The 26,875-nt window shown below is 59.5% G+C and carries 22 protein-coding genes; 7 read left to right on the top strand and 15 right to left on the bottom strand.

Annotated features, from left to right (window positions below; genetic code table 11):
* Positions 1-11: 11 nt before the first annotated feature.
* Positions 12-2,702: a DEAD/DEAH box helicase gene (locus ASC74_RS22985; RefSeq protein WP_056744303.1), complete on the top strand. Its 2,691-nt coding sequence runs from the start codon at positions 12-14 to the stop codon at positions 2,700-2,702.
* 122 nt (positions 2,703-2,824) lie between these two features.
* Here ASC74_RS22985 and ASC74_RS22980 read toward each other — a convergent pair whose 3' ends face one another.
* From ASC74_RS22980 to ASC74_RS22970, 3 genes are all read right to left on the bottom strand, one after another.
* On the bottom strand, positions 2,825-3,562 hold the full coding sequence (locus ASC74_RS22980) for an S-methyl-5'-thioinosine phosphorylase (RefSeq protein WP_056744301.1): 738 nt from the start codon (positions 3,560-3,562) through the stop codon (positions 2,825-2,827).
* Positions 3,563-3,574: 12 nt separating this feature from the next.
* Complete coding sequence (nagZ, locus tag ASC74_RS22975) at positions 3,575-4,573, bottom strand: beta-N-acetylhexosaminidase (RefSeq protein ID WP_173860483.1); 999 nt, start codon at positions 4,571-4,573, stop codon at positions 3,575-3,577.
* A gap of 170 nt (positions 4,574-4,743) precedes the next feature.
* Positions 4,744-5,451, bottom strand: coding sequence for a TetR/AcrR family transcriptional regulator (locus ASC74_RS22970; protein ID WP_007933170.1), 708 nt, complete (start codon positions 5,449-5,451; stop codon positions 4,744-4,746).
* 229 nt (positions 5,452-5,680) lie between these two features.
* On the opposite strand from ASC74_RS22970, the gene lexA reads away from it, so the two are divergent.
* Together lexA and sulA are read left to right on the top strand one after the other, a co-directional pair.
* Positions 5,681-6,289 carry a transcriptional repressor LexA gene (gene lexA, locus ASC74_RS22965; RefSeq protein ID WP_007933171.1) on the top strand — a complete coding sequence of 203 codons (609 nt, stop codon included), beginning with the start codon at positions 5,681-5,683 and terminating at the stop codon, positions 6,287-6,289.
* Positions 6,290-6,299: 10 nt separating this feature from the next.
* Positions 6,300-6,773 carry an SOS-induced cell division inhibitor SulA gene (gene sulA, locus ASC74_RS22960; protein ID WP_008151409.1) on the top strand — a complete coding sequence of 158 codons (474 nt, stop codon included), beginning with the start codon at positions 6,300-6,302 and terminating at the stop codon, positions 6,771-6,773.
* Positions 6,774-6,867: 94 nt separating this feature from the next.
* On the opposite strand, the gene ASC74_RS22955 is transcribed toward sulA, so the two are convergent.
* The 7 genes from ASC74_RS22955 to ASC74_RS22925 form a co-directional block, all read right to left on the bottom strand.
* Positions 6,868-7,101 carry a hypothetical protein gene (locus tag ASC74_RS22955; protein WP_008151412.1) on the bottom strand — a complete coding sequence of 78 codons (234 nt, stop codon included), beginning with the start codon at positions 7,099-7,101 and terminating at the stop codon, positions 6,868-6,870.
* Positions 7,102-7,240: 139 nt separating this feature from the next.
* Positions 7,241-7,765 (bottom strand): DUF6586 family protein, encoded by a 525-nt coding sequence (locus ASC74_RS22950; RefSeq protein ID WP_046047843.1) that lies wholly within the window; start codon positions 7,763-7,765, stop codon positions 7,241-7,243.
* Between the two features lie 141 nt (positions 7,766-7,906).
* Complete coding sequence (topA, locus tag ASC74_RS22945; RefSeq protein ID WP_056744298.1) at positions 7,907-10,540, bottom strand: type I DNA topoisomerase; 2,634 nt, start codon at positions 10,538-10,540, stop codon at positions 7,907-7,909.
* Positions 10,541-10,654: 114 nt separating this feature from the next.
* Positions 10,655-10,891: a DUF1653 domain-containing protein gene (locus ASC74_RS22940; protein ID WP_007953059.1), complete on the bottom strand. Its 237-nt coding sequence runs from the start codon at positions 10,889-10,891 to the stop codon at positions 10,655-10,657.
* Between the two features lie 99 nt (positions 10,892-10,990).
* Entirely contained in the window at positions 10,991-12,166 is a 1,176-nt protein-coding gene (fadA, locus tag ASC74_RS22935) for an acetyl-CoA C-acyltransferase FadA (RefSeq protein WP_008007076.1), read from the bottom strand.
* A 29-nt stretch (positions 12,167-12,195) separates the two neighbouring features.
* Complete coding sequence (gene fadB, locus ASC74_RS22930; protein ID WP_056744296.1) at positions 12,196-14,343, bottom strand: fatty acid oxidation complex subunit alpha FadB; 2,148 nt, start codon at positions 14,341-14,343, stop codon at positions 12,196-12,198.
* Positions 14,344-14,883: 540 nt separating this feature from the next.
* A complete protein-coding gene (locus ASC74_RS22925; RefSeq protein ID WP_056744294.1) occupies positions 14,884-15,321 on the bottom strand; it encodes a hypothetical protein in 438 nt (145 codons plus the stop codon).
* Between the two features lie 104 nt (positions 15,322-15,425).
* Between ASC74_RS22925 and ASC74_RS22920 the strand changes: the two genes are divergently transcribed.
* The gene (locus ASC74_RS22920; RefSeq protein ID WP_008151425.1) at positions 15,426-15,863 is read left to right on the top strand and encodes a universal stress protein; all 438 of its coding nucleotides are present in this window, start codon (positions 15,426-15,428) and stop codon (positions 15,861-15,863) included.
* Positions 15,864-15,930: 67 nt separating this feature from the next.
* On the opposite strand, the gene ASC74_RS22915 is transcribed toward ASC74_RS22920, so the two are convergent.
* A complete protein-coding gene (locus ASC74_RS22915; protein WP_056744292.1) occupies positions 15,931-17,850 on the bottom strand; it encodes an ATP-binding cassette domain-containing protein in 1,920 nt (639 codons plus the stop codon).
* A 213-nt stretch (positions 17,851-18,063) separates the two neighbouring features.
* Between ASC74_RS22915 and ASC74_RS22910 the strand changes: the two genes are divergently transcribed.
* On the top strand, positions 18,064-19,992 hold the full coding sequence (locus ASC74_RS22910; protein WP_056744290.1) for a transglycosylase SLT domain-containing protein: 1,929 nt from the start codon (positions 18,064-18,066) through the stop codon (positions 19,990-19,992).
* Positions 19,993-20,073: 81 nt separating this feature from the next.
* Here the strand turns inward: ASC74_RS22910 and ASC74_RS22905 are convergent, their stop codons facing one another.
* Positions 20,074-21,867, bottom strand: coding sequence for an ABC transporter transmembrane domain-containing protein (locus ASC74_RS22905; protein ID WP_162247452.1), 1,794 nt, complete (start codon positions 21,865-21,867; stop codon positions 20,074-20,076).
* A 260-nt stretch (positions 21,868-22,127) separates the two neighbouring features.
* Here ASC74_RS22905 and ASC74_RS22900 point away from each other — a divergent pair, with 260 nt between their 5' ends.
* A complete protein-coding gene (locus tag ASC74_RS22900; protein ID WP_056744287.1) occupies positions 22,128-22,307 on the top strand; it encodes a PA1571 family protein in 180 nt (59 codons plus the stop codon).
* Between the two features lie 186 nt (positions 22,308-22,493).
* Here the strand turns inward: ASC74_RS22900 and pdxB are convergent, their stop codons facing one another.
* Positions 22,494-23,636 carry a 4-phosphoerythronate dehydrogenase PdxB gene (pdxB, locus tag ASC74_RS22895; RefSeq protein ID WP_056744285.1) on the bottom strand — a complete coding sequence of 381 codons (1,143 nt, stop codon included), beginning with the start codon at positions 23,634-23,636 and terminating at the stop codon, positions 22,494-22,496.
* Between the two features lie 175 nt (positions 23,637-23,811).
* Here pdxB and ASC74_RS22890 point away from each other — a divergent pair, with 175 nt between their 5' ends.
* Positions 23,812-25,221 (top strand): MATE family efflux transporter, encoded by a 1,410-nt coding sequence (locus ASC74_RS22890; protein ID WP_056744283.1) that lies wholly within the window; start codon positions 23,812-23,814, stop codon positions 25,219-25,221.
* On the opposite strand, the gene tusA is transcribed toward ASC74_RS22890, so the two are convergent.
* Together tusA and rlmM are read right to left on the bottom strand one after the other, a co-directional pair.
* Entirely contained in the window at positions 25,218-25,469 is a 252-nt protein-coding gene (gene tusA / locus ASC74_RS22885) for a sulfurtransferase TusA (protein ID WP_007907805.1), read from the bottom strand. The two genes, ASC74_RS22890 and tusA, sit on opposite strands and share 4 nt — an antisense overlap.
* A gap of 191 nt (positions 25,470-25,660) precedes the next feature.
* On the bottom strand, positions 25,661-26,734 hold the full coding sequence (rlmM, locus tag ASC74_RS22880; protein WP_008157308.1) for a 23S rRNA (cytidine(2498)-2'-O)-methyltransferase RlmM: 1,074 nt from the start codon (positions 26,732-26,734) through the stop codon (positions 25,661-25,663).
* Between the last annotated feature and the right edge of the window lie 141 nt (positions 26,735-26,875).

Below are 26,875 nucleotides of genomic sequence, written 5' to 3'. Positions count from 1 at the left end.
TTGAAGTCCTTATGCCCCCGACCCTGAGCAAACCCCTGGCACCTTCCTGGGTCAGCCGATTCAAGGAACAGAGCCTGGAGCGTGGCCGTCGCTACGCTTTGGAGAACCGCGTCAGGATCGTCGAGGCTGGCGACGCCACGATCACTGCCGCCTGCGAGGGCTCTGGCGGTAACGTTTACCGTCAGACCATTCGCCTGCGCGAGTCAGCCAAAGCCACGTTGCTGATGATCGATGCCACTTGCACCTGCCCGGTCCACAGCAACTGCAAGCACTGCGCGGCAGTGCTGCTGAAAGTTCAGGAAACCCTGGCTTATCCCGCTGCCGCGCAAGACGCCGAGCTACTCGAGAAACTTCAAGCCGTACTGGAAAACCGCAGCCCGAAGGCGCCACCGCAAGTGCTGGTGGAAAACGTGCAACCGGTACCACGCCTGTGGCTGGCAAGCATCGAGTTCAGCGCCTTCGAACCACGCAACGGCAAGATGCAGCGTTATATTCAGCATCGCGCGGCGCTGTCTTTCAGCTATCTGGATGAATACGTTTCCGGGCAGAAGAACGCTGACATCCTGATCCGTCAGGAAACCCAGACGCTTCGGATAAAACGTCACCCGGAAGTCGAACAGACCTACAGGGAGCAGCTGCGAATCCTCGGCTTCAAGGTCGCCACCCGGCAAAGCAAGGCCTTGCCGGAAAGCGCCGGCGAACTTTTCGAAATGGTCAACGACAGCGCCTGGCTGACCTTCACCCTCAATGAGCTGCCGAAGCTGCGCACCCAGGGCTGGGAGTTGCAGATCGACGAAGACTTCGGTTTCGACCTGACTGCCGTTGACGATTGGTACGCCACCGTCGAACAGGCACCGGAGCGCGACTGGTTCGATCTGGAGCTGGGAATCATCGTCAACGGCGAGCGGCTGAGTCTGCTGCCGATCCTGCTCAACCTGATGCGCTCTCACACCGAGATCCTCAATCCGGAACGCCTCGCACGACGTCGCGACGACGAGTTGATCCTGGTGAACATTCCCAACCGCCCGAACTCCGAGTACGGCCCGCTGCAAGTCGCCCTGCCCTTTGGCCGATTGAAACCGGTGCTGGCGACCCTCGGCGAGTTCTACCTGCAAGGGCCCGGCGAAACGACGCTGCGCCTGAGCAAGGCCGATGCCACGCGCCTGAATCCGCTGGAAGACCTGCCGTTGCTTTGGGAGGGCGGCGAGCAAATTCGCACCTTTGCCCAGCGACTGCGGGACATCAAGGACTTCACCACGACCGCTCCGGAAGGTTTGAACGCAACCTTGCGCCCCTATCAGCTGGAAGGCTTGAGCTGGATGCAGTCGTTGCGACAACTGGAAGTCGGCGGAATTCTCGCGGACGACATGGGTCTGGGCAAAACCCTACAGACCCTGGCGCACATTCTCAGCGAGAAGAACGCCGGACGCCTCGATCGGCCGTGCATGGTGGTGATGCCCACCAGCCTGATCCCCAACTGGCTGGATGAAGCGGCGCACTTCACACCGCAACTCAACGTGCTGGCGCTGTACGGCGCCAGCCGCAAAAAGCATTTCGACACGCTGGCCGATTACGACCTGATCCTGACCACCTATGCGCTGCTGCCCAAGGACGTCGAACGTCTCGCCGCGCAGCCTTTGCACGTATTGGTTCTGGACGAGGCGCAGTACATCAAGAACCCCAACAGCAAGGCCGCCCACGCTGCCCGTGAGTTGAATGCTCGTCAGCGTCTGTGCCTGAGCGGCACACCGCTAGAAAACCACCTCGGTGAGCTGTGGTCGCTGTTCCACTTCCTGCTGCCCGGCTGGCTGGGTGACGTGAAAAGCTTCAACCGCGATTACCGCGTGCCAATCGAAAAGCGCGCCAGCGAAGTACGACTTCAGCACCTCAACGGCCGGATAAAACCGTTCCTGCTGCGTCGAACCAAGGAACAGGTGGCGACCGAGTTGCCGCCGAAAACCGAGATCATCCATTGGGTCGAGCTCAACGAAGCCCAGCGCGACGTGTACGAAACCATGCGCCTGGCGATGGACAAGAAAGTCCGCGACGAGATCACCCGCAAGGGCGTGGCGCGCAGCCAGATCATCATTCTTGAGGCGCTGCTGAAGCTTCGTCAGGTCTGCTGCGATTTGCGCCTGGTCAACGATGCCACCCTGCCCACTCGCGGCAGCACCTCAGGCAAGCTCGACAGCCTGATGGAAATGCTTGAGGAATTGTTCGATGAAGGCCGGCGGATTCTGTTGTTCTCGCAGTTCACTTCGATGCTGTCGTTGATTGAAGACGAGCTGAAAAAACGCGGAGTCGATTATGCGCTGCTGACCGGGCAGACCCGCGACCGGCGCGCACCGGTAAAAGACTTCCAGAGCGGCAAGCGTCAGATCTTTCTGATCAGCCTGAAGGCGGGTGGCGTCGGCCTGAACCTGACCGAAGCCGACACGGTGATTCACTACGATCCGTGGTGGAACCCGGCGACGGAAAATCAGGCGACTGACCGGGCGTACCGCATTGGTCAGGAGAAGCCGGTGTTCGTCTACAAGATGATTGCCAGGGGCACGGTGGAAGAGAAGATTCAGCATCTGCAGAAGGAAAAATCCGACTTGGCGGCTGGTGTGCTGGATGGACGCAAGACCGGGGACTGGAAGTTGCAGAGTGATGATATTGAAGCGTTGTTTGCGCCGCTGCCGGACAAGTTGGAAAAATAGCGGCGATTGTTAGATTGCCATCGTCGGAACGCCGCCCGGAACAAGCTCGCTCCCACAGGGTTATCACTGTACCTGTGGGAGCGAGCCTGCTCGCGAAAGGGTCAACTCGGTTTAACGATTGATCAGCCTTTAAGCACCCGAGCCAACGTCGACTTCACCTTGCCCATCCCGTCATGCAGCGCTTGCTCGATCTCGGCCATGGTAATCACTGCCGTCGACTTGCCCGCCGCCGGGTTTACTACCAGCGCCAGACAGGCGTAATCCAGTTCCAGCTCACGAGCCAATGCCGCCTCCGGCATTCCAGTCATACCGACGATGTCGCATCCGTCGCGCTCCAGCCTGGCGATTTCAGCGACGGTTTCCAGTCGTGGCCCTTGAGTGCAGGCGTACACGCCTTGACTGGCAAAACCAACACCTTCAGCCGCCAATGCCGCGATTAGCTGCTGACGCAGGGCTTCGCTGTAGGGATAGCTGAAATCGATGTGCGTGACCTGCTGCAGATCATCGGCGAAATAGGTGTGTTCGCGACCGCTGGTGTAGTCGATCAGCTGATGCGGCACGCAGAAATGTCCGGTCCCCATCGCGGAATGAATTCCACCCACTGCGTTGACCGCGAGAATCGCTTCGGCGCCAGCCTGTTTCAGCGCCCAGAGGTTGGCGCGGTAGTTCACCTGATGCGGCGGAAAACGGTGAGGATGACCGTGGCGCGCGAGGAACAGCACTTCCTTGCCGGCGTACTCGCCAATCTGCACCTCAGCCGAAGGCGCGCCGTACGGCGTGTCCACCGCCAGTGACTGACGAATGCTCAGGCCTTCGAGTTGAGTCAGGCCGGTGCCGCCGATAATCGCGTAAACCGTCATAACGAAAAGTCCTCAATCAATCAGTTGAGCATCTTTGAGGGCGCCCACGGCTGTCAGCCAGCGCGGGTCTTGACGGTATTCAGTGCTGGCGTACGACTGGCCACGCATCCGTGCAATGCGCTCGGACGGCTTGACCTTCAGACGCTGGGCGGCGCTCAGGGCCAATTCAGCGGCCGCGCGATCGTTGCACACCAGGCCCATGTCGCAACCGGCAGTCAGCGCCGCTTCGATACGGCTGGCAGCATCGCCGACCACGTGGGCGCCGGCCATGGACAGGTCATCGCTGAAGATCACGCCGTCAAATTGCAGCTCGCCACGCAGGATGTCCTGCAACCAACGGCGGGAGAAGCCGGCAGGCTGGGAATCGACTTGTGGATAGATCACGTGGGCCGGCATGACCGCGGCCAATTGCTTGCTCAGTCGGGCGAACGGCACCAAGTCATTGGCGCGGATTTCGTCGAGGCTGCGCTCATCAACAGGGATCGCAACGTGGGAATCGGCCTCGGCCCAGCCGTGACCGGGAAAGTGCTTGCCGGTGGCAGCCATGCCGGCGCTGTTCATGCCGCGAATGAAGGCACCCGCCAGCAACGCTGCACGCTCGGGATCACCTTCAAATGAACGGGTGCCGACCACGGCGCTGCGCTGGAAGTCGAGGTCCAGCACCGGAGCGAAGCTCAGATCGAGGCCGACGGCCAGCACTTCAGTCGCCATGATCCAGCCGCACTGTTCGGCGAGGTACTCGGCATTCGGGTTGTCAGCGATGGCGCGCATGGCTGGCAGTCGTACGAAGCCCTGACGCAAACGCTGAACCCGGCCGCCTTCCTGGTCGACTGCCAGCAGCAGATCGGGGCGAATGGCGCGGATTGAGGCGCTCAACTCGCGCACCTGGCGCGGGTGTTCGATATTGCGGGCGAAAATGATCAGGCCGCCCACTTCGGGTTGGCGCAACAATTGGCGATCTTCAGCCGTCAGCCAGGTACCGGCGACGTCCACCATCAACGAGCCTTGCAGGCCAGCAGTCATAGAGATTCCTTGATAACGATAAACCCGGCCCGCACGCAATCGCCGCCATGGGCTATGCCCGGCAGGTCGGCGATACAAATGGGGGGCGGGTTCAGAACGAGAGTCGGCATGGGCGGCTAGCTTAGCGGATGTCAGCTGCCGCGCCCACCCGTGCGCGGTTAAACCTTGGCGGCAACCGGGGTTGATTTGCTGCGTGGACGCAACTGCGCGGTGGCCATGGCCGTATCGGTCACGCCGGTTTCGGCGCGCATGCCCGCTGCCAGGAACGGCACCATCAGACGCATGACTTGCTCGATCGAGGTGTTCACACCGAAGTCGGTCTCGGCAATTGCGCGCAGGGCTTTGATACCGGACATGCTGAACGCAGCGGCGCCGAGCATGAAGTGCACGCGCCAGAACAGCTCAATCGGCGGAATACGCGGCGCAGCTTCGTTGACCAACATCATGTAACGGCGGAACACCTTGCCGTACATGTCTTCCAGATAACGCCGCAAGTGTCCCTGGCTCTGACTGAAAGCCAGACCCAGCAAGCGCATGAAAATCGACAGATCGTTGCCGCTGCGTGGTTGCACCACCAGGGCTTGCTCGACGAGGATTTCCAGCAGCTCTTCAAGCGTCGGCTTGTTCTCTGGCTTGGCCTGACGCCGCTCCAGCTCTTTATCAAGGCTTAAGCAGAACGGCCCGAGAAAGCGCGAGAAAACTGCCTGGATCAGCGCCTTCTTCGAACCGAAGTGATAGTTCACCGCCGCCAGATTGACACCAGCCTTGCTGGTGATCAGACGCAATGAGGTTTCAGCAAAACCTTTTTCCGCGAACAATTGCTCGGCAGCATCAAGAATGCGTTCAACGGTTTCCGACTGGGCCATGGCTACTCCGCCTGACAAACACTTGTTTGAAACATACGTTTCAGCCCAAGCCTTGTCAAGCCTGACGGTTCGTTTTGGGAATGGTCAGTCATCTATTTAACCATACAACTCTCAAGCGTGAATCAGCAGGCTCATCGACCGTCTGGCGGCCGGCAAAAAAAGGGGCATTGCCAAGACCGTTCCACTGTATATAATCCCAGTCACTGTATAAAAAGACAGAGCGATCAATATGCTAAAGCTGACGCCACGCCAAGCAGAGATTCTGGCCTTCATCAAACGCTGCCTCGAAGACAACGGCTACCCGCCCACCCGCGCGGAAATCGCTCAGGAACTGGGGTTCAAGTCGCCCAACGCTGCGGAAGAACACCTCAAGGCGCTGGCCCGCAAGGGTGCGATCGAGATGACGCCCGGTGCTTCCCGTGGCATTCGCATTCCCGGCTTCGAAGCCAAGGCCGACGAATCCACCCTGCCGATCATTGGCCGAGTGGCTGCCGGTGCTCCGATCCTCGCCCAGCAGCACATCGAAGAGTCCTGCAACATCAACCCGTCGTTCTTCCATCCTCGCGCCGACTATCTACTGCGGGTTCATGGCATGAGCATGAAGGACGTGGGCATTTTCGACGGCGACCTGCTGGCAGTGCACACCACCCGCGAAGCCCGCAACGGCCAGATCGTAGTAGCGCGGATCGGCGACGAAGTGACCGTCAAGCGTTTCAAGCGCGATGGTAGCAAAGTCTGGTTGATTGCCGAAAACCCTGAATTCGCCCCTATCGAAGTGAACCTGAAAGATCAGGAACTGGTGATCGAAGGCTTGAGTGTCGGCGTCATTCGCCGCTAAAGGAGGCTTTATGCAGTTTCCACACACATCACAGCAAGCCCAACTGCCGTTGTTCGAGGCTTTCATGGTGCAGCCATTGGCGCCGATCCTGAAAGACGTGGTCGAGTCCCCCTGGAGCGCCGAGCCCGAAGTCTTCAGTGAGCTGTCGCTGCGTGGTGCAGCCGGGAACTGCCTGAACCTTCTTGCGCCGATTCTCAGGGAATTGAGTCAGGACCAGGACGCGCGCTGGCTGACGCTGATCGCGCCGCCCGCCAGCCTGACCCAGGCCTGGTTGCGGGACGCCGGCCTTAACCGCGAACGCATCCTGCTGCTGCAACCGCGCGGCACTCAGAGCGCTCAGCAGTTGACCTGCGAGGCCTTGCGCCTGGGCCGTAGTCACACGGTAGTCAGTTGGCTCAACCCATTGAGCACAACCTCACGGCAACAGTTGATCAGCGCCGCCCGGATCGGGGACGCACAAAGCCTGAATATTCGATTGGGTTAACTGACAAACAATGCGCGCGCTGAACAGCGCGGGGCTTCTCCAAGGAAAGAGAAGCCAACCTGTAGCGATATCAGCAAAAAACCGACGGGCGGGATCAATGAAGAACCCGAGACGCCTCGTCCGTATTGAAATCGCCTTCAACCAAGCGTCCGGCCATCTGAACGCCGACGCTCAACATCGCCTTGGCGACTTCCACGTGCTGGCCCTGCAGGAACGCTTTGGCATCCTCGGAGAAATCCAAAGTAACCAGAGAACCCTCGTCCTCAGCCCTGCGCAGCTCAATACGGCCGTCTGGTAACTCGACGATTTCTAGAAAGGACGTTGGCATAAAGGTCTGTTCTCCACGAAAGGCGGGGATTATATAGGCATCGGCCAGGCTTCGCTCGGCAACTTGACCGGATGTCATTGCGAAGTAATATCTGCTAGCACTCATCCCTGAGCGGACAACCCATCGGGTCATCCTTCCCTCAACACTCGTTCAGGCCTTCGCGAAACCGAATCGCCAGCCCCTTGAGGTTCTGACGCCAGCTCTCCAGCTCTTCCCGGCTCAGCTCTTGAGGAGCCTCTTCTTCATCCAGGTTAACGGCCAGGATCAGCGGCTGCGTCACGTCACCCTTAGGCTTGTGCGGCGCCCGTGGCGGCTGAAACAGCGCAGCGTGGGCCGCAAGCAGTTTGGCCAGCCAGGTTTCCGAATTATTGGCCAACTCGACCATCTCGGCCATTTCCGGAATCGCGATAGCTTCAAGCACTTCGCGCGTCAGCAACAACTCGGCCCGAGGCGCATTGGCCTGAGGCAAGCGATAGAAACCGGCGATTTCATGGCACAGCCCCAGCAGCGCACCGTACAAATGAAACAGAGCCGACTCGCGTCCGGCCTGGATCAGCGCCAGGGAGTTCATCGCCCGCCCCTCTTCGGCTCTGGCGAGCGCTTCCAGCGACAAGCCGGCGAAGTAAATCTTCTGGTTGGTACGGGTATAGAGTTCGTGGGCCATGACGGCAGCCTCCACAACGAAATAATTGCTTCACGCAGGTCAGACAGTGTCGTGGATCAGCTCCGCTTCCCGCAAGCACAAAACAAAAAGGCCGCATGAAAACCCGAGGGTTGTCATGCGGCCTTTTCAGTACAGCGCCTGTTAAGCCTTGGCGGTCTTCGCCGGGCGCTTGTCTTCAACCGTCCACTTGCCGCCGTCGTAGTACGCCTTCCAGCCAGTCGGCTTACCGTCGACTTCAGTCTGTACGTACTGCTCTTTGGTTTTACGGCTGTAACGGATCACAGCAGGCAGGCCGTCCGGATCTTTCTTCGGCGCTTCGCAGAGGAAGTGGTATTTCGGATCGATCTCATCCTTGTGCGGCACAATTTCCATGACCAGCGGAGCACGCGTCTCGCGGTTTTTCGGGAATTGACTGGCCGCCAGGAACAGGCCGGAAGCACCATCGCGCAGGATGTAGGTGTCGTTGACCTTTTCGCATTTCAGCTCAGGCATCTTCACCGGATCCATCTTCGGCGGTGCTGCATCACCGCTTTTCAGCAGTTTGCGGGTGTTCTTGCAGGTCGCATTGGTGCAACCGAAGAACTTGCCGAAACGGCCGGTCTTGAGCTGCATTTCGCTGCCGCACTTGTCGCACTCCAGGCTCGGACCTTCGTAGCCTTTGATACGATAAGTGCCCTCTTCGATTTCGTAGCCAGAGCAATCCGGGTTGTTACCGCAGATGTGCAGCTTGCGCTTCTCATCCAGCAGGTATGCGTCCATCGCCGTGCTGCAGATCGGGCAGCGATGCTTGCCACGCAGCACCAGCGATTCCGATTCACCCTCGTCGTCCGCCGCGATTTCGTCGCCCGGCACCAGGTTGACGGTGGCCTTGCAGCGTTCTTTCGGCGGCAGGCTGTAGCCCGAGCAGCCGAGAAACACGCCGGTCGATGCAGTACGAATCTGCATCGGACGACCGCACAACACGCACGGAATGTCAGTCATCACCGGTTGGTTGGCGCGCATGCCGCCTTCGGCGCTTTCGGCTACTTCGAGTTTCTTCTTGAAGTCACCGTAGAACTCGTCGAGCACGTTCTTCCAGTCGCGCTCACCCTGAGCAACGTCATCGAGGTTCTCTTCCATGCCGGCGGTGAAGCCGTAGTCCATGAGATTGGAGAAGCTCTCAGCCAGACGCTCGGTAACGATGTCGCCCATCTTTTCCGAGTAGAAACGACGGTTGTGCAGCGCTACGTAGCCACGATCCTGGATGGTCGAAATGATCGCTGCGTAGGTCGAAGGACGACCGATGCCACGTTTTTCCATTTCTTTAACCAGGCTCGCTTCCGAGTAACGCGCCGGCGGCTTGGTGAAGTGCTGGGTCGGATCAAGCTTGATCAGCTTCATCGCGTCGCCCTGAGCCATGTCCGGCAACACGTCGTCATCGCCAGGCTTGGCGATTTGCGGCATGACGCGGGTGTAACCGTCGAACTTCAGGATGCGGCCCTTGGCGCGCAACTCGAATTCACCGGCACCGACGGTGACAGTGGTCGACAGGTATTGGGCCGGCAGCATCTGGCAAGCGAGGAACTGGCGCCAGATCAGCTCGTAGAGCCGCTCTGCATCGCGCTCCATGCCAGACAGCTTGCTTGGCTCGGTGTTGGCATCGGAGGGACGAATCGCTTCGTGAGCCTCTTGTGCGCCTTCCTTGCTGCTGTAGACGTTCGGGTTTTCCGGCAGGTATTTCTTGCCGAATTCGCCTTCAATATAAGTACGCGCCATCGTCACGGCATCGACCGAGAGGTTGGTAGAGTCGGTACGCATGTAAGTGATGTAGCCGGCTTCGTACAGACGCTGGGCCATCATCATGGTTTTCTTCACGCCGAAGCCCAGGCGGTTACTTGCGGCCTGTTGCAGGGTGGAGGTGATGAACGGTGCCGACGGCTTGCTGCTGGTCGGCTTGTCTTCGCGCTTGACGATGCTGTAGCTGGAAGCCTTGAGCTTCTCCAGCGCGGCCATGGCCTGAGCTTCGTTGAGCGGCTTGAACGCTTCGCCTTTCTCGCGAGCCACGTCAAAGCGCACGGTTGCGCCCTTCGCGGTGCCGAGGTCGGCGTGAACTTCCCAGTACTCTTCCGGGTTGAACGCGCGGATTTCACGCTCACGCTCGACAACCAGCTTCACGGCAACCGATTGCACGCGACCGGCGGACAGGCCACGAGCGACCTTGGCCCATAGCAGTGGCGAAACCATGTAACCCACAACACGGTCGAGGAAACGACGCGCTTGTTGTGCGTTTACACGATCGATGTCCAGTTCGCCCGGTTTGGAGAAAGCTTCCTGGATCGCTTTTTTGGTGATTTCGTTGAACACCACGCGCTTGTAGCGACTGTCATCACCACCGATGGCTTCGCGCAGGTGCCAGGCAATGGCTTCCCCCTCGCGATCCAAGTCGGTTGCGAGATAGATGGTGTCAGCATCTTTGGCGAGCCGGCGCAGCTCTTCGATGACCTTTTCCTTGCCCGGGAGGATCTCGTACTTGGCTTTCCAGCCATGATCGGGATCGACACCCATGCGCGAGACCAGCTGCTTGCGCGCTTTCTCTTTTGGCGTGAGCACCGGACCTTCACCCGCAGCGGCCTTGCCGCGCTTGGCGGCTGGCTCTTTGCTGGCGCTAGCCGAACCGCTGGTGGGCAGGTCTCGGATATGGCCGATACTCGACTTCACCACGTATTGGTTACCCAGATACTTGTTGATGGTCTTGGCCTTAGCCGGGGATTCCACAATGACCAGCGATTTGCCCATGGATCAGAAAATTCCTGAATTCTAGAAGTGAAAGGCGGTTGGCGCCTGACGCGGCACCGCTATATATAGTGGCTACAAGGTGAGGTCAAGCGCAGGGTATTGCGCGCACTCAGCTTATGGCTTGGAAAAAAGGCTCGGTTCGGCTTGCACCAAAGCAAAGCGTGGCACCTGTTCGCCGTCAACCTCGACCGACTCCAGGAACATGCTCAAGGGACGCACCCAAAAGCCGTAATCGCCATACAGGGCTTGGTAGAAGACCACTTCTTCTTCGGTTTCCGAATGCCGCGCAACACTGAATACGCGGTACTGCGGACCTTTGTAATGTTGGTAGAGCCCAGGTTGTATCGGCATGGTTTGGCCCTCGCTCAAATCTTTTCAAAATAAAAACAAAAATAAATTCAGAAAAACAAAAACCGGGGCACTTGGCCCCGGCTTCCTTCAACGAAACGCTTAAACGCGTTCGAAGACGGTGGAGATGCCTTGGCCGAGACCAATGCACATGGTAGCTACCCCGAAGGTGCCGCCATTTTGCTTCATCACGTTCAGCAGAGTGCCGGAGATACGCGCACCGGAGCAACCAAATGGGTGACCCAGGGCGATCGCGCCGCCGTGCAGGTTAACCTTCTCGTTCATCTTGTCGAGCACTTTCAAATCTTTCAGCACTGGCAGGGCCTGTGCGGCGAAAGCTTCGTTGAGCTCGAAGAAGTCGATATCGTTAATGCCAAGACCCGCGCGCTTCAGTGCTTTTTGTGTCGCCGGTACTGGACCATAGCCCATGATTGCCGGGTCCACACCTGCCACTGCCATCGAACGAATCACCGCCATAGGCTGAATGCCCAGGTCCTGTGCACGTTGCGCCGACATCACGATCATGCACGAAGCACCATCGGTGATTTGCGACGAAGTACCGGCTGTCACGGTGCCGCCCTTAGGGTTGAACGCTGGCTTCAGAGCCGCCAGGCTTTCCAGGGTAGTTTCCGGACGAATGGTTTCGTCGTAGTCGAACAGTTTCAGGAAACCGTTCTCGTCGTAGCCTTGCATCGGGATGATTTCGTCTTTGAACTTGCCTTCCAGTGTCGCCTTGTGAGCGAGCTGGTGGGAGCGCACGCCGAAAGCGTCCTGTTGTTCGCGAGTGATGCCGTGCATTTTACCCAGCATTTCAGCGGTCAAACCCATCATGCCCGAGGCTTTCGCCGCGTACAGGGACATGTGCGGGTTCGGATCGACACCGTGCATCATGCTCACGTGACCCATATGCTCGACGCCGCCAACCACGAACACGTCACCGTTGCCGGTCATGATCGCTTGCGCAGCAGTGTGCAGAGCGCTCATCGACGAACCACACAGACGGCTGACGGTCTGGCCGGCAGCGGTGTGCGGGATCTGAGTCATCAGGGACGCCATGCGGGCGATGTTCCAGCCCTGCTCCAGGGTCTGGTTCACACAGCCCCAGATCACGTCTTCAACTTCGCTCGGATCAACCTTGACGTTGCGTTCCAGCAGTTTACTGATCAGGTGCGCCGACATGTCTTCGGCGCGGGTGTTGCGGTGCATGCCGCCCTTGGAGCGGCCCATCGGAGTACGACCGAAGTCGACAATCACGACGTCTCTAGGATTCAAGCTCATATATTCACTCTCACTCTAGTTGGGGGCGCTTAACCGAAGAACCGCTGGCCGGTTTTGGCCATTTCACGCAGTTTTGCGGTCGGGTGGTACAGCGCGCCCAAATCAGCGTACTGGTCAGCCAGGGCAACGAACTCTGCAACACCGAGCGAATCGATGTAGCGCAGCGCACCGCCACGGAATGGAGGGAAACCAATACCGTAGACCAGACCCATGTCGGCTTCGGCAGCGGTTTCGACAATGCCGTCTTCCAGGCAACGCACGGTTTCCAGGCACAGCGGGATCATCATCCAGTTGATGATGTCTTCGTCGGTGACTTCAAGCTGTTCGAAGACGATCGGCTTGAGCACTTCCAGTACCGACGGATCGGCAACTTTCTTCTGCTTGCCGCGCTTATCGGTCTCGTAGGCGTAGAAGCCCTTGCCATTCTTCTGGCCCAGGCGCTCGGCTTCATAGAGCACGTCGACGGCCGAACGACGGTCGTCTTTCATGCGGTCCGGGAAGCCTTCAGCCATTACGTCGCGACCGTGGTGGCCGGTGTCGATGCCAACCACGTCCATCAGGTACGCCGGGCCCATTGGCCAGCCGAATTTTTCCATGACCTTGTCGATACGAACGAAGTCCACACCGGCGCTGACCAGCTTGGCGAAACCGCCGAAGTACGGGAACAGCACGCGGTTGACCAGGAAGCCCGGGCAGTCGTTGACGACAATCGGGTTCTTGCCCATTTTCTTGGCGTAGGCAACGGTGGTGGCAACAGCCACTTCGCTGGACTTCTCGCCACGGATCACTTCAACCAGCGGCATCATGTGCACCGGGTTGAAGAAGTGCATGCCGACGAAGTTTTCCGGACGCTTGAGGGCTTTGGCCAGCAAGGTGATGGAAATGGTCGAGGTGTTGGACGCGAGGATGGTGTCCTCTTTGACCTTGCCTTCCACTTCAGCCAGAACGGCTTGCTTGACCTTAGGATTCTCGACGACCGCTTCAACCACCAGATCAACGTGACCGAAATCACCGTAGGACAGGGTCGGACGAATGCCGTTGAGCACTTCAGCCATTTTTGCTGGGGTCATGCGACCTTTATCAACGCGGCCCACCAGCAATTTGGCAGCTTCAGCCAGACCTTGCTCGATGCCGTGCTCGTTGATGTCTTTCATCAGGATCGGCGTACCTTTGGAGGCCGACTGATAAGCGATACCGCCACCCATGATGCCGGCACCCAATACGGCAGCCTGCTTCACTTCTTTGGCGATTTCATCGTAGGCCTTGGCCTTTTTCTTCAGTTCCTGATCGTTCAGAAACAGACCGATCAAGCTCTGCGCGGCAGAGGTCTTGGCCAGTTTGACGAAACCGTTGGCTTCGACTTCCAGCGCCTTGTCGCGACCGAAGTTCGCGGCTTTCTGGATAGTTTTGATCGCTTCGACCGGTGCAGGGTAGTTCGGGCCCGCTTGACCGGCCACGAAACCCTTGGCGGTTTCGAACGACATCATTTGTTCGATGGCGTTGAGCTTGAGCTTTTCAAGCTTCGGCTGACGCTTGGCCTTGTAGTCGAACTCGCCGGAGATGGCGCGCTTGATCAGCTCCAGGGCCGCTTCCTGCAGTTTCTCGGGAGCAACCACTGCGTCGACTGCGCCGACTTTCAACGCGTCTTCAGGACGGTTTTCCTTGCCGGCGGCAATCCATTCGATGGCGTTGTCGGCACCGATGATGCGCGGCAGGCGCACGGTACCGCCGAAGCCCGGGTAGATACCCAGCTTGACTTCCGGCAGACCGATCCTGGCCTTGGTGGACATGACGCGGTAGTCCGCCGCCAGGCACATTTCCAGACCGCCACCCAGGGCGATGCCGTTGATCGCGGCGACAGTCGGGACGTTGAGGTCTTCGAAATCGCTGAAAATCTTGTTGGCTTCCAGGTTGCCAGCAACAAGCTCTGCATCAGGCAGCTTGAAGTTTTCGACAAATTCGGTGATGTCGGCGCCGACGATGAACACGTCCTTGCCACTGCTGACGATCACACCCTTGATCGAAGCATCTGCCTTGATGGTGTCTACGGCCTGACGCAGTTCGTTCAGGGTTAGACGGTTGAACTTGTTGACGGACTCACCCTTGAGGTCGAATTTCAATTCGACGATGCCACTTTCAAGAGCCTTAACCGTGATGGCTTTACCTTCGTAAATCATCAACTGATCTCCACGATATGGAAGCTGAACAGTACACGTCGGACGCAGGCGAATGGCTTGGCAAGGACGTTTAACGTCAATGCTACGCCTATCCACCCGGCACACCCGCCAACGCGATAGTCGGGATTCTGTAGGAGCGGTTTGTAATACAAACGCTCAATTCATACGCCCGTTTGATTTGGGTACGTCACCTTCACGGAATTTCCGACAATTGTCAATCGCCCAAAATACGGGTTGAAACGCGACTTTCCGGTCATTTCCGTAACACGAAGACCTGCAACACGCGGCTGCATGTGAGGTCATTCATAGAATCAATAGTTAGAAAAGTCGCCCTAATTCGCTGCAGCCTTTGTTTAACAAGCTACGCTGGCGGGACCTTGAGGAAAAAACATGAACGCTTTTGGCGAATGCCCAGCGTAATATCAGCGCCACACAGAATTACCGGCCTGCCTGGCCAACTCCAGCCCGATGATGATGTCGGGCTTTTTATTGCCTGTCTGCCGGACGTTTCGCGCCATTGCGGCGCGAAATTTCCGCGATTTATGCCAGCGCTTTCAGCACCGCATCAATATCCTGCAAAACCGTCGCTTCGCCCTTCTCGCCCCAATACAACGTGATCATCTGCTTGTCTGCTTCGACCTTGTAAACGTTGTCTGGCAACTTTTCGAAATGAATCAGCAACGCAGGCTCCTCGCAGACCTCCTGCCACTGATTGACCCACACACCCGGCGCTTTTTGCCAGTAACTCCAGCACGCCGGCCGATTGCCACGCCGCGGTCGATGGTACTGGGCGCAAGGGCTCGGTGGCTCCTGGCTCAGCCAGTGCGGCCAGTCCTGAGGCGCCAGTTGCATCGCCAATCCGATGCGTCGCGCCTCCATGCGCAGGGCCATGCGGCCGCTCTGGTGGCGCGACGGCCGCAACCATGCCAGCGGGCTCAGTACCGCCAACATGATTGACACCACTATCCAGACCGTCATATCTGTACTCCCGATTCTTGATGAGCGCATTGAGTCACTTTGAAAACAATGCGCTTGAAACCAGCCATACTTACCAATATTGCAACCCTCAGGAGGAGCACCTCATGCCCTACAACCACATTCTGGTCGCTGTAGATCTAACCGAAGAGTGCGATCCTGTAATCCACCGCGCTCGCGAACTGTCGGTGAGCAACGGGGCGAAACTGTCCCTGGTGCACATTGTCGAGCCGATGGCCATGGCCTTTGGCGGCGACGTGCCCATGGACCTGTCACAACTGCAACAACAGCAGTTCGATCAGGCCAAGGAACGCCTGGACCGACTGATCGTGAAGTATCCGGAACTCTCCAAGGAATACAGCCACCTGACCTATGGCCAGCCACGCCAGGAGATCCACCACCTGGCCAAGGAACAAACCTGCGACCTGATCGTGGTGGGCAGTCATGGCCGACACGGCCTGGCATTGCTGCTGGGTTCGACTGCCAATGACGTGCTGCATGGTGCGCCCTGTGATGTGCTCGCGGTGCGCCTGATCAAAAGTTAAACCACAGCTCCTGCGAAAAGCCCGGCGCTCATTACTGAACGCCGGGCTTTTTTTATAGCAGGATCAATCAGGCATCCAGCTCGGCCCAGCGCTCGACCATTACGTCGTGCTCAGCCTGCAACTGCTCCAACTGAGCGATCACTGCAGCGGTCTCGGCAGCAGGACGCTGATAGAAACCGGCATCGGCCATTTGCGCCTCAACGGTAGCGATCTGCTGCTCCATGGCTTCGATCTGGCCCGGCAACATTTCCAGCTCACGCTGCAACTTGTAGCTGAGCTTCTTCTTCGCCACCGGCGCTTCGACGACAGCAGCGACTGGTGCAGCTTCGGCCGTCACGACAGCGGAGGTCAGGTCGGCTTTGCCGGACTTGCTCTCGGTCACGCCCAGCAGGCGCGGCGAGCCGCCCTGACGCAGCCAGTCCTGATAACCACCGACGTATTCGCGAACCTTGCCTTCACCTTCGAAGACCAGGGTGCTGGTGACCACGTTGTCGAGGAATGCCCGGTCGTGGCTGACCATCAGCACGGTGCCGTTGAAGGTCAGCAAGACCTCTTCAAGCAACTCAAGGGTTTCGACGTCGAGGTCGTTGGTCGGTTCGTCGAGGACCAGCAGGTTCGCCGGCTTGCTGAATAGTTTCGCCAGCAACAGACGCGCACGCTCACCACCTGACAGCGCCTTCACCGGCGTGCGGGCACGCTGCGGGCTGAACAGGAAATCGCCGAGGTAGCTCAACACGTGACGGCTCTGACCATCGATATCGATGAAGTCGCGACCTTCTGCAACGTTGTCGATTACGGTCTTTTCCAGGTCCAGCTGATGGCGCAACTGGTCGAAGTAGGCCACGTCGATACGCGTCCCCTCTTCCACTGTGCCGCTGGTTGGCTGCAGACCGCTGAGCATCAGCTTCAGCAGTGTGGTTTTGCCGGTACCGTTGGCGCCCAGCAGACCGATACGGTCGCCGCGCGTCAGGACCATCGAGAAATCCTTGATCAGGAACGGGCCGCCCGGGTGAGCGAAGCTCACGTTATCGAGGACCATCACCTGCTTGCCGGACTTGTCAGCCGTATCCAGCTGAATGTTGGCTTTGCCGGTGCGCTCACGACGCTCGCTACGCTCGTTGCGCAGGGCTTTGAGGGCGCGGACGCGGCCTTCGTTACGGGTGCGGCGAGCCTTGATGCCCTGGCGGATCCAGACTTCTTCCTGGGCCAGTTTCTTGTCGAACAGCGCGTTGGCGGTGTCTTCAGCGGCCAGCGAGGCCTCTTTGTGCACGAGGAAGCTGGCGTAGTCGCCGTTCCAGTCGATCAGGCCACCGCGATCCAGCTCGAGAATTCGGGTCGCGAGGTTCTGCAGGAATGAACGGTCGTGCGTGATGAACAGCACGGCGCCCTGGAAATCCTTCAGCGCTTCTTCAAGCCAGGCAATTGCACCGATGTCCAGGTGGTTGGTCGGTTCGTCGAGCAGCAGCAGATCGGGTTCGGAAACCAGAGCCTGAGCCAGCAGGACGCGACGACGCCAGCCGCCGGACAACTCGGCGAGGGTCTTGTCGGCAGGCAACTGCAGACGGCTCAACGTGCTGTCGACCAATTGCTGCAAACGCCAGCCGTCACGGGCTTCGAGGTCGTGCTGGACGTGCATCAGTTTGTCCAGGTCGGCGTCGGTGACGATGTTCTGGCTGAGGTGGTGATACTGCGCGAGCAGCTCGCCGACACCGTCCAGGCCTTCGGCCACCACGTCGAACACGGTCCGCTCGTCGGCTACCGGCAATTCTTGCGGCAATTCGCCAATCTTGAGGCCAGGTGCGCGCCAAACGGAGCCCTCATCAGGCTTCTGGTCGCCCTTGACGAGCTTCATCATGCTGGACTTGCCAGTGCCATTGCGGCCGATGATGCACACCCGCTCACCACGGGCGATCTGCCAGGACACCTTGTCCAACAACGGCATAGCGCCGAAAGCAAGGGACACATCGCTGAATTTGAGCAGGGTCATGAGCTTCTCCAAAAACCGGGCGCGCATTCTACCTGACTTGAGGCTTCAGAAGGCCGGCAATTTCACCTTCGCGACACTCTGCATGACAAATGTTGCGAACTGATGCTGACAGGCCGGCAAAGCTTTCGCCCGCTGCTGGCAAAAGGCTAAGCTACAGACAATTCAGCGCGGGCATTGCCCGCGCTTGTCATGATTTCTCTGCCCGGACGTCTCATGCGCAGTCGCCTTTTCAGTCTTTTATCCTGTTTTCTTCTTTCTGCCACTGCCGTTCAAACCGCCCAGGCGGTGGACCTGTCCACCCAACGCCAGTATTACGATGAAGCCAAGCGTGCCCTCGCCAAGGGGGATACCGGGCCTTATTTCCGTTACAGCCAGGCCCTCAGCGATTACCCGCTGGAGCCGTACCTGGCGTATGACGAACTGACCGCTCGCCTTAAAACCGCGAGCAATGCCGAAATCGAGAAATTCCTCGCCGAGCACGGTGACCTGCCTCAGGCCAACTGGATGAAGTTGCGCTGGCTGCGTTGGCTGGCCGAACGCGGCGACTGGGCGACCTTCGTCAGGTACTACGACCCCAAACTCAACTTCACCGAACTGGACTGCCTGAACGCGCAGTATCAGATCGGGCATAACCAGAAAGCCGAAGGCTACGCCAACGCCAATAAACTCTGGCTGACCGGCAAATCCCAACCCGCCGCGTGCGATGCGCTGTTCGGGCAATGGGCTGCCGAAGGCCAGTTGACCGAGCAGAAACGCTGGGAGCGCACCAAACTTGCCGCCCAGGCGCGCAACTATCCGCTGGCCAACAGCCTGGTCAACGGCCTGACCACCCTCGCCCCTCGTGGTCGTTTGCTGATTGATGTGGCGCAGAAACCCGAACTGCTCAACCAGCCGTCGCGCTTCACCCCGGCCGATGAGCCGATGTCTGACATCGTCAGCCTCGGCCTGCGCCGCTTGGCCAAGCAAGACCCGGACAAGGCCATGGAGCTGCTCGACGGTTACGCCAGCAGCATGCACTTCTCCCGTGATGAGAAAGTGGCCATCGCCCGCGAAATCGGCTTGACCCTCGCCCGCCGCTTCGACCCTCGCGCGCTGGACGTGATGACCAAGTACGATCCGGAGCTGCGCGACAACACCGTGTCCGAATGGCGCCTGCGTCTGCTGCTGCGCCTGGCCCGCTGGGACGACGCCTATCAGCTGACTCGCCGCTTGCCGCAGGATCTGGCGACCACCAACCGCTGGCGCTACTGGCAGGCCCGCAGCCTGGAATTGGCGCAGCCGCAGAATCCGGAAGCGCAAGCGCTCTACAAGAACCTGGCTCGTGAGCGAGATTTCTATGGCTTCCTCGCCGCTGATCGTTCGCAATCACCTTATTCGCTGGTCAACAAACCCTTGGTATTGAGCCAGGCGCTGATCAACAAGGTTCGCAATACCCCAGGCGTGCGTCGGGCACTTGAGTTTCACGCTCGCGGGCAGATCGTCGATGGTCGCCGCGAGTGGTACCACGTCAGCCGCCACTTCAGCCGCGACGAAATGGTCGCCCAGGCGAAACTGGCCTACGACCTGAAATGGTATTTCCCGGCGATCCGCACCATCAGTCAGGCGCAGTACTGGGACGACCTGGACATCCGCTTCCCGATGGCCCACCGCGAAACCCTGGTGCGCGAAGCCAAGGTTCGTGGCCTGCATTCGAGCTGGGTGTTCGCCATCACCCGCCAGGAAAGTGCCTTCATGGACGACGCCCGTTCCGGCGTCGGCGCCAGTGGCCTGATGCAACTGATGCCCGGCACCGCCAAGGAAACCGCGCGCAAGTTCAGCATTCCACTGGCATCACCGCAGCAAGTGCTGGACCCGGACAAGAACATCCAGCTCGGCGCCGCTTACCTGAGCCAGGTCCACAGCCAGTTCAACGGCAACCGCGTCCTCGCCTCCGCCGCCTACAACGCCGGCCCGGGTCGCGTGCGTCAGTGGCTGCGCGGTGCGGACCACCTGAGCTTCGACGTCTGGGTGGAAAGCATTCCGTTCGACGAAACCCGTCAGTACGTGCAAAACGTGTTGTCGTACTCGGTGATCTACGGCCAGAAGCTCAACTCACCGCAACCGCTGGTGGATTGGCATGAGCGCTACTTTGACGATCAATGAACCTGCTTTGAAGCACTGACAAAAATGCCCGCATCGATTGATGCGGGCATTTTTTTTGGGCGGCTCTACTGGGTCGATTACTTAGTCGGTTACTGGGTCGGTGAGAGCGCTGTGCCCATCACTGAACTGCAACGCCGCCAACCGCGCATACAGCGCGTTGCTCGCAATCAATTCCTGATGCGTCCCCACCGCCACCAGTTTCCCCTGATCCATCACCGCGATTCGGTCAGCGTTTTTCACCGTGGCCAGTCGGTGGGCGATGACCAGCGTGGTGCGGTTTTTCATCAGGCTCGGCAGGGCTTGCTGGATCAGGTGTTCGCTCTGGGCGTCGAGGGCGCTGGTGGCTTCGTCCAGCAGCAGGATCGGCGCGTCCACCAGTAGCGCCCGGGCGATGGCCAGGCGTTGGCGTTGACCGCCGGACAAACCGAGGCCACCGTCGCCAAGGTGGGTCTGGTAGCCGTTGGGCATTTGTTCGATGAAGTCGTGGGCGTAAGCGATTTTCGCCGCTTCCTGAACCTGGGCCAGGGTTGCCGTCGGGTTGCCGTAGCGGATGTTCTCTTCGATGCTGCCAAAGAACAGCGCCGGGGATTGCGAGACCAGGGCGAAGCAACGGCGCAGGTCCAGCGGATCGAGCTGAGTCAGCGGCACGCCATCGAGCAGGATGCGTCCTTCGGCCGGGTCGTAAAAGCGCAGCAGCAGGTCATAAACCGTCGACTTGCCGGCACCGGACGGCCCGACCAACGCGAGGGTTTCACCGGCATTGATCGTCAGGTTCAAACCATCGACCGCATAGCTTTCGGGACGCGAAGGGTAGGAAAAGCGCACGTCTTGCAGCACCAGGTCACCCCTCACCCGTTCAGGCAAGGTCACCAGCCCAGTAGTCGGTGACTGGATAATGTTTTCCGAGCGCAGCAACTCGGCTATCCGCTCGGCGGCGCCGGCGGCACGCTGCAGTTCGCCGATCACTTCGCTCAACGTGCCAAATGCGCTGCCGACGATCAGACTGTAAAACACAAACGCCGCCAGCTCGCCCGCGGAAATCCGCCCGGCGATGACATCCATTCCGCCGACCCAGAGCATCACCCCGACCGCGCCAAGCACCAGTACGATCACCAGGGTAATCAGCCAGGCCCGCTGGAAGATCCGTTTGCGAGCCGTGTTGAAGGCCTCCTCCACCGTTGCGGCAAAGCGCTGCTCGTCCTGGACCTGATGGTTGTAGGCCTGCACGGTTTTGATCTGGCCCAGGGTTTCGGACACATAGCTGCCGATATCGGCAATCCGGTCCTGGCTCAGGCGCGACAGGCTACGCACCCGACGGCCGAAGATCAGGATCGGCGCGATCACCAACGGCAACGCGACCACCACGATGCTGGTGAGCTTGGGGTTGGTGATGAACAGCAAGACGATCCCGCCGATCACCATCAACAGATTGCGCAAAAACAGCGACAGCGAGGAGCCGATCACCGATTGCAGCAGCGTGGTGTCGGCAGTCAACCGCGACTGGATTTCGGAGCTGCGGTTGGCTTCGTAGAATCCTGGGTGCAGGTAAATCAGATGGTTGAACACCTGACGGCGGATGTCCGCGACGACGCGCTCACCGATCCATGAGACCAGGTAGAAACGCGCGAAGGTGCCAATCGCCAGCCCGACCACCAGCAACATAAACAGGCCGATGGACTGGTTGAGCAAATGCGGTGACTGGGTCATGAAACCCTGATCCACCAGCAGGCGAATCCCCTGCCCCATGGACAAGGTGATGCCCGCCGTGACGATCAATGCGAGCAAGGCACCGACGGCCGGCCAGCGATAAGGCACGATGAAACGCAGGGCCAGACGCATGGCGCGCCGTTGACGGGAAGAGAGGATGGAGATCATTCGATGGCGCAACCAGTAGGGTTTGACGCGATCAAGCCTACACCGGTCGATGGGCTTGAACGCTGTAAATCATAATGAGTCAGGTTAAATATGACCGCAAAGCCTAGGTCCTAGACGGTATTGGTCTAAAGTCCGGGTGGCAACACCGCGGTATTTCTGATGGACTGATGTGGCCGCCCTGGAAAGATCGCAGGGAGTTGTCACAGCCCGGTCACGTGGCGGTTCTACAGTAAGCACACAATCTGAAGAGGAGACAGGCAATGTCCTTGCAAAACAGCAGCGAAGACAAGATTCAAGTGATCCGCACACAACCAGACCAGTCTCTGGGTTGCTCAATCATTGACGAACAAGGGCGCGAAGTACCGATCACTGAAGGCATGATCCAGGACGCTTGCCGCGAACTGGAAAAGCGATTGGTCAAGCCTGCCGAACAAGAGTGATATAGCCACCGTCTTCTTGACCCGGCCCCTGATGGCCGGGTTTTTTATGGGTGCAGATCCAGAATGGAGGTGCGGCCATTCGCGAGCAAGCCCGCTCCCACATTTGATCTCTGTCGTACACAAGATCTGTGTTCACTGGAGATCCATGTGGGAGCGGGCTTGCTCGCGAAAGGGCCGACGAGGTCTCTAGACAGCCGAAGCACCCAACGCCGCCACGATCTTCTGCAATGCCGGCGAATCCCCATCGATCCGCACCGCCAACCCATCAATCTCACGCCGCAGCGGATAATGCTTACGCAGTGAATCGAACGCTGCACGCTGTTCGTTCACATTGCCTACAAGGCTGCGACGGAAATCCGCATCGTCGCGGCGCGGGTCGTACACGCCGCGGCACAACATGGCCAGCGACCAGGCCGGATCGCTGTTAGCGTTCAAGGTCACTTGCGACAACCAGGGTGCGGGCAGCAAATCGCTCAAGCTGATCTGGGCCGCTTGCCCGAGAAAATCGCAATACGCCTGGTAGATCTGCGCGGTGCCACGCTGTCTGCCGTCGAGGCTGTAACCGGCAATGTGCGGCGTCGCCAGCACGCAGAGTTCGGCCAGGGCCACATCGACCTCAGGCTCGCCTTCCCAGACGTCCAGCACTGCTTGCAGGTCTTCACGTTGCAGCAGCACCTGGCGCAGCGCGGCGTTGTCCACCACCGGACCACGACTGGCGTTGATCAGCCAGGTGCCGGGTTTGAGCTGGCTCAAACGGTTTTTATCGAACAGATGCCAGGTCGACTGGGCGCCGTGTTTCTTCAACGGCGTGTGCAGGCTGATGACATCGCACTGCTCGATGATCTGTTCAAGGCTGACGTAATCGCCACCTTCTGCGGCTTGCCTTGGCGGATCGCAGACCAGCACGTTCCAGCCCAGACCTTGCAGAACCTTGACCAGGCGGCCGCCCACTTCACCGGCACCGACGACGCCGTAGGTGCGCTGAGTCAGGTCGGCGCCTTCGATTTCGGCCAGGGTCAACAGACTGCCGAGCACATAGTCGACCACGCCCCGGGCATTGCAGCCGGGTGCGCTGGACCAGGTGATGCCGGCCCGCTGAAAGTAATCCAGATCCAGGTGATCGGTGCCGATCGTGCAAGTGCCGACAAAGCGTACCTTGCTGCCTTCGAGCAACGCGCGGTTAACGTTGGTCACCGAGCGCACCAGCAGCACATCAGCCTGTTCGACGGTGGCGCGGTCAATGGAACGTCCCGGCACCCGGCGGATTTCACCGAAACCTTCGAAGAAGGCATCGAGCAGCGGGATATTTTCGTCGGCAACAATCAGCATGGCAGGCTCCTTTGGCGGATCGGCAGTGTAGGCGGAGATGCAGGTGATGGGCCACCGGGGATGCAGAAACATTCAAAATCCGATTACAAATCCGCAACACAGGACTTTTCCTGACCACTGCGTCAGGGCGTAGAATGCGCCGCCTTGCGCATCAACATCTTTGGACGTTTCGCCCTTGAATTCCGTGACTGACCGCCCCGCCGCTATTTCCCTCACCCGCCCGGCCCGGGTTCGCCTGGAGCTGAAAAACCTGCTCGGCCTGGCCTTGCCGATCATGATCGCGCAACTGGCGACCACCGCCATGGGCTTCGTCGATGCGGTGATGGCGGGCCGGGTCGGGCCACGGGATCTGGCGGCGGTGGCGCTGGGCAACTCGATCTGGGTGCCGGTGTTTCTGTTGATGACCGGCACGCTGCTGGCCACTACCCCGAAAGTCGCCCAGCGTTTCGGCGCTGGCACCCACAGCGAAATCGGCCCGATCGTGCGCCAGGCACTGTGGCTGGCATTGGTGGTGGGGTTGATGGCGACCGGCATGCTGTTCAGCGCCGAACCGATTCTGCACATCATGAAGGTCGATCCCGAATTGATCGGCCCGTGCATGCAATACCTGCATGGCATCGCCAGCGGTTTGCCCGCCGTCGCGTTCTACCATGTGCTGCGCTGCTTCAGTGACGGCCTGGGGCGCACGCGTCCGGCCATGGTGTTGGGTCTGTGCGGGCTGGCGCTGAACATTCCGCTGAACTACGTCTTCATCTATGGCCACTTCGGTGTGCCGGCCATGGGCGGTGTCGGTTGCGGCTGGGCCACGGCGATCGTGATGTGGGTGATGGCCCTGGGCATGGCCGGGTGGGAGCGCTGGGCGCCGGCGTATCAGTCGAGTGAGTTGTTCAGCCGTTTCGACTGGCCGCAATGGTCGGTGATCAAACGCCTGCTGGGCATCGGCCTGCCGATCGGCATCGCAGTGTTCGCCGAGTCGAGCATCTTCGCTGTCATTGCGCTGCTGATCGGCAGCCTCGGCGCGACGGTGGTGGCCGGGCACCAGATCGCGCTGAACTTCAGCTCGCTGGTGTTCATGATCCCCTACTCCCTCGGCATGGCCGTGACCGTGCGCGTTGGCCAGGCGCTCGGCCGTCAGGAGCCGCGTGAAGCACGCTTCGCCGCCGGTGTCGGCATGGGCACGGCGCTGGCCTATGCGTGCATCTCCGCGAGCATGATGCTGTTGCTGCGTGAACACATCGCAACGATCTACACGTCTGATCCGACGGTGATTCATGTCGCGGCAATGCTGATTGTGTATTCGGCGCTGTTCCAGTTTTCCGATGCAATCCAGGTGACGGCTGCCGGCGCGTTGCGCGGCTATCAGGACACGCGGGTGACGATGATCCTGACGCTGTTCGCTTACTGGGGGATTGGTTTGCCGGTGGGTTACGCGTTGGGCCTGACCGATTGGTTCGGCGCGCCGAGCGGCCCGAGCGGGCTATGGCAGGGTTTGATCGTCGGCTTGAGTTGCGCGGCGCTGATGCTGTCGATCCGCCTGACGCGCAGTGCACGCAAGCGGATCCGCATCAGTCAGTCGGCGGGTTAAGCGAGTTTCTTGCGGATCCAGTAGAGGTAGGTGCCTGCCTCTTCGTGCTGCGCCACCAGTTCGTGGTCGAGAAACACGCAGAATTTGGGAATGTCGCGACGGGTCGACGGGTCGGTGGCGATCACCTTGAGCAGGCCGCCGGGCACCAGGTCACGGATGTGCTGGTGCAGCATCATCACCGGTTCCGGGCAGTTGAGGCCGGTGGCGTCGAGGGTGCCGTCTACCGGCGTATCAATCATTTCACTCATGATTCACTCCTGAAACTTGCCGGCATTGTCGCGCATTGCCGGGTGTTCGGTCATCTGTGTCTTACACCGGACCTGTGGGAGCGGCGGTGCGACGATTCGACTTGCTCGCGAAGGCGGACTGACATTCAACATTGATGTCGACTGACCCTCCGCATTCGCGAGCAAGCCCGCTCCCACAGGGTCCGCGTGTATCAGCGGGACTTGGGTTTCTTTACGTCGAGCCGGCGCAGGTGGCAGGTCACTTCTTCACGGTCGTGATACAGCTGCTTGCAGCCAATCTCGACCCGAATGCCGCGTTCCTTGAACCCGTCGGCGATGCGCTCCAGCAAGCGCTTCACTTCGGCGTAACGCTGTTTCATCGGCAGTTTGAGGTTGACCACCGCTTCGCGGCAATGCCCCTCGCCAATCCACTCTTCCAGCATTGCGGCGTTGCGCGCCGGTTTCTCAACGATGTCGCAGACCATCCAGTCCACCGGTTGCTTGGGCTTGAAGGTGAAACCGTCAGCCATCAAGTGTTGCACCAGACCGGTGTCCATCAGGCTTTCGGCCATCGGACCGTTGTCGATCGCGGTCACCAGCATGCCGCGGTTGACCAGTTGCCAGGTCCAGCCACCGGGTGCGGCGCCGAGGTCGACACCCGTCATGTCGCTGTGCAGACGCTCATCCCACTGATCACGCGGGATGAAATGGTGCCACGCCTCTTCCAGTTTCAGCGTCGAACGGCTCGGCGCTTCACGCGGAAACTTCAGGCGCGGAATGCCCATCGGCCACATCGCCGAGTTGTTCGACTCGGCCAGCCCCATGAACACTTCGCGGCCACTTTTGAAGGTCAGCAGCAAACGCGGCTTGTGGGCGTCTTCCACCAGTTTGCCAGCGGCCATCAGTGCCTTGCGCAGGTGACCTTCGAACTTCTTGCAGAAGTTCGACAATTCCTTGCCATCGTTGGTGTCGACCATTTCCAGCCACAGGCTGCCGCACAGCGGGAAGTCCGCCATGTGCGCGAGGATCACGCTGATGCGGTCGGTTTCCGGCAGATCGATGAAGATCCCGCGAGCCCACTGGCGCGGGAAGATCAGATCGGCAAAACGCTGACCACGCATCAGGCGCTCGGCGCCGTCTTCTTCGGTGCAGATGAATTCGGCGCAGGCGCTGGCGGTCTTGGCCTTGGCATAACCGGCCACGTTCAGCCGCGCGGCGTGTTCGGAAATCTCGGAACAGACTTCGCCTTCGAAGCCCGGCCGGCAATGCATAAAGAGGGTGTTCATTCTTACTCCTGGGCAGATGGCGAGAAATTCAACCACTGCGCGATGCCCAGACTTGCGTTGAAGCAAAGCCTGTCACGAAAACGGGCGCATGATAGCCGAGTTCGGAACCTTGGACTTGGCCATAGAGTCCAGTTATTAGCT

It is taken from the genome of Pseudomonas sp. Root329 (assembly GCF_001424925.1).
Taxonomy (GTDB): Bacteria; Pseudomonadota; Gammaproteobacteria; order Pseudomonadales; family Pseudomonadaceae; genus Aquipseudomonas; species Aquipseudomonas arabinosi.
This window is presented reverse-complemented; position numbering and strand designations above follow the sequence as displayed.

Excerpts from the sequence above, each read along its gene's own strand:
- ASC74_RS22985 (WP_056744303.1), top strand. The coding sequence starts at position 12 with ATGCCCCCGACCCTGAGCAAACCCCTGGCACCTTCCTGGGTCAGCCGA.
- ASC74_RS22980 (WP_056744301.1), bottom strand. The coding sequence starts at position 3,562 with ATGACGGTTTACGCGATTATCGGCGGCACCGGCCTGACTCAACTCGAA.
- ASC74_RS22970 (WP_007933170.1), bottom strand. The coding sequence starts at position 5,451 with ATGGCCCAGTCGGAAACCGTTGAACGCATTCTTGATGCTGCCGAGCAA.
- lexA (WP_007933171.1), top strand. The coding sequence starts at position 5,681 with ATGCTAAAGCTGACGCCACGCCAAGCAGAGATTCTGGCCTTCATCAAA.
- sulA (WP_008151409.1), top strand. The coding sequence starts at position 6,300 with ATGCAGTTTCCACACACATCACAGCAAGCCCAACTGCCGTTGTTCGAG.
- ASC74_RS22955 (WP_008151412.1), bottom strand. The coding sequence starts at position 7,101 with ATGCCAACGTCCTTTCTAGAAATCGTCGAGTTACCAGACGGCCGTATT.
- ASC74_RS22950 (WP_046047843.1), bottom strand. The coding sequence starts at position 7,765 with ATGGCCCACGAACTCTATACCCGTACCAACCAGAAGATTTACTTCGCC.
- topA (WP_056744298.1), bottom strand. The coding sequence starts at position 10,540 with ATGGGCAAATCGCTGGTCATTGTGGAATCCCCGGCTAAGGCCAAGACC.
- ASC74_RS22940 (WP_007953059.1), bottom strand. The coding sequence starts at position 10,891 with ATGCCGATACAACCTGGGCTCTACCAACATTACAAAGGTCCGCAGTAC.
- fadA (WP_008007076.1), bottom strand. The coding sequence starts at position 12,166 with ATGAGCTTGAATCCTAGAGACGTCGTGATTGTCGACTTCGGTCGTACT.
- fadB (WP_056744296.1), bottom strand. The coding sequence starts at position 14,343 with ATGATTTACGAAGGTAAAGCCATCACGGTTAAGGCTCTTGAAAGTGGC.
- ASC74_RS22925 (WP_056744294.1), bottom strand. The coding sequence starts at position 15,321 with ATGACGGTCTGGATAGTGGTGTCAATCATGTTGGCGGTACTGAGCCCG.
- ASC74_RS22920 (WP_008151425.1), top strand. The coding sequence starts at position 15,426 with ATGCCCTACAACCACATTCTGGTCGCTGTAGATCTAACCGAAGAGTGC.
- ASC74_RS22915 (WP_056744292.1), bottom strand. The coding sequence starts at position 17,850 with ATGACCCTGCTCAAATTCAGCGATGTGTCCCTTGCTTTCGGCGCTATG.
- ASC74_RS22910 (WP_056744290.1), top strand. The coding sequence starts at position 18,064 with ATGCGCAGTCGCCTTTTCAGTCTTTTATCCTGTTTTCTTCTTTCTGCC.
- ASC74_RS22905 (WP_162247452.1), bottom strand. The coding sequence starts at position 21,867 with ATGATCTCCATCCTCTCTTCCCGTCAACGGCGCGCCATGCGTCTGGCC.
- ASC74_RS22900 (WP_056744287.1), top strand. The coding sequence starts at position 22,128 with ATGTCCTTGCAAAACAGCAGCGAAGACAAGATTCAAGTGATCCGCACA.
- pdxB (WP_056744285.1), bottom strand. The coding sequence starts at position 23,636 with ATGCTGATTGTTGCCGACGAAAATATCCCGCTGCTCGATGCCTTCTTC.
- tusA (WP_007907805.1), bottom strand. The coding sequence starts at position 25,469 with ATGAGTGAAATGATTGATACGCCGGTAGACGGCACCCTCGACGCCACC.
- rlmM (WP_008157308.1), bottom strand. The coding sequence starts at position 26,734 with ATGAACACCCTCTTTATGCATTGCCGGCCGGGCTTCGAAGGCGAAGTC.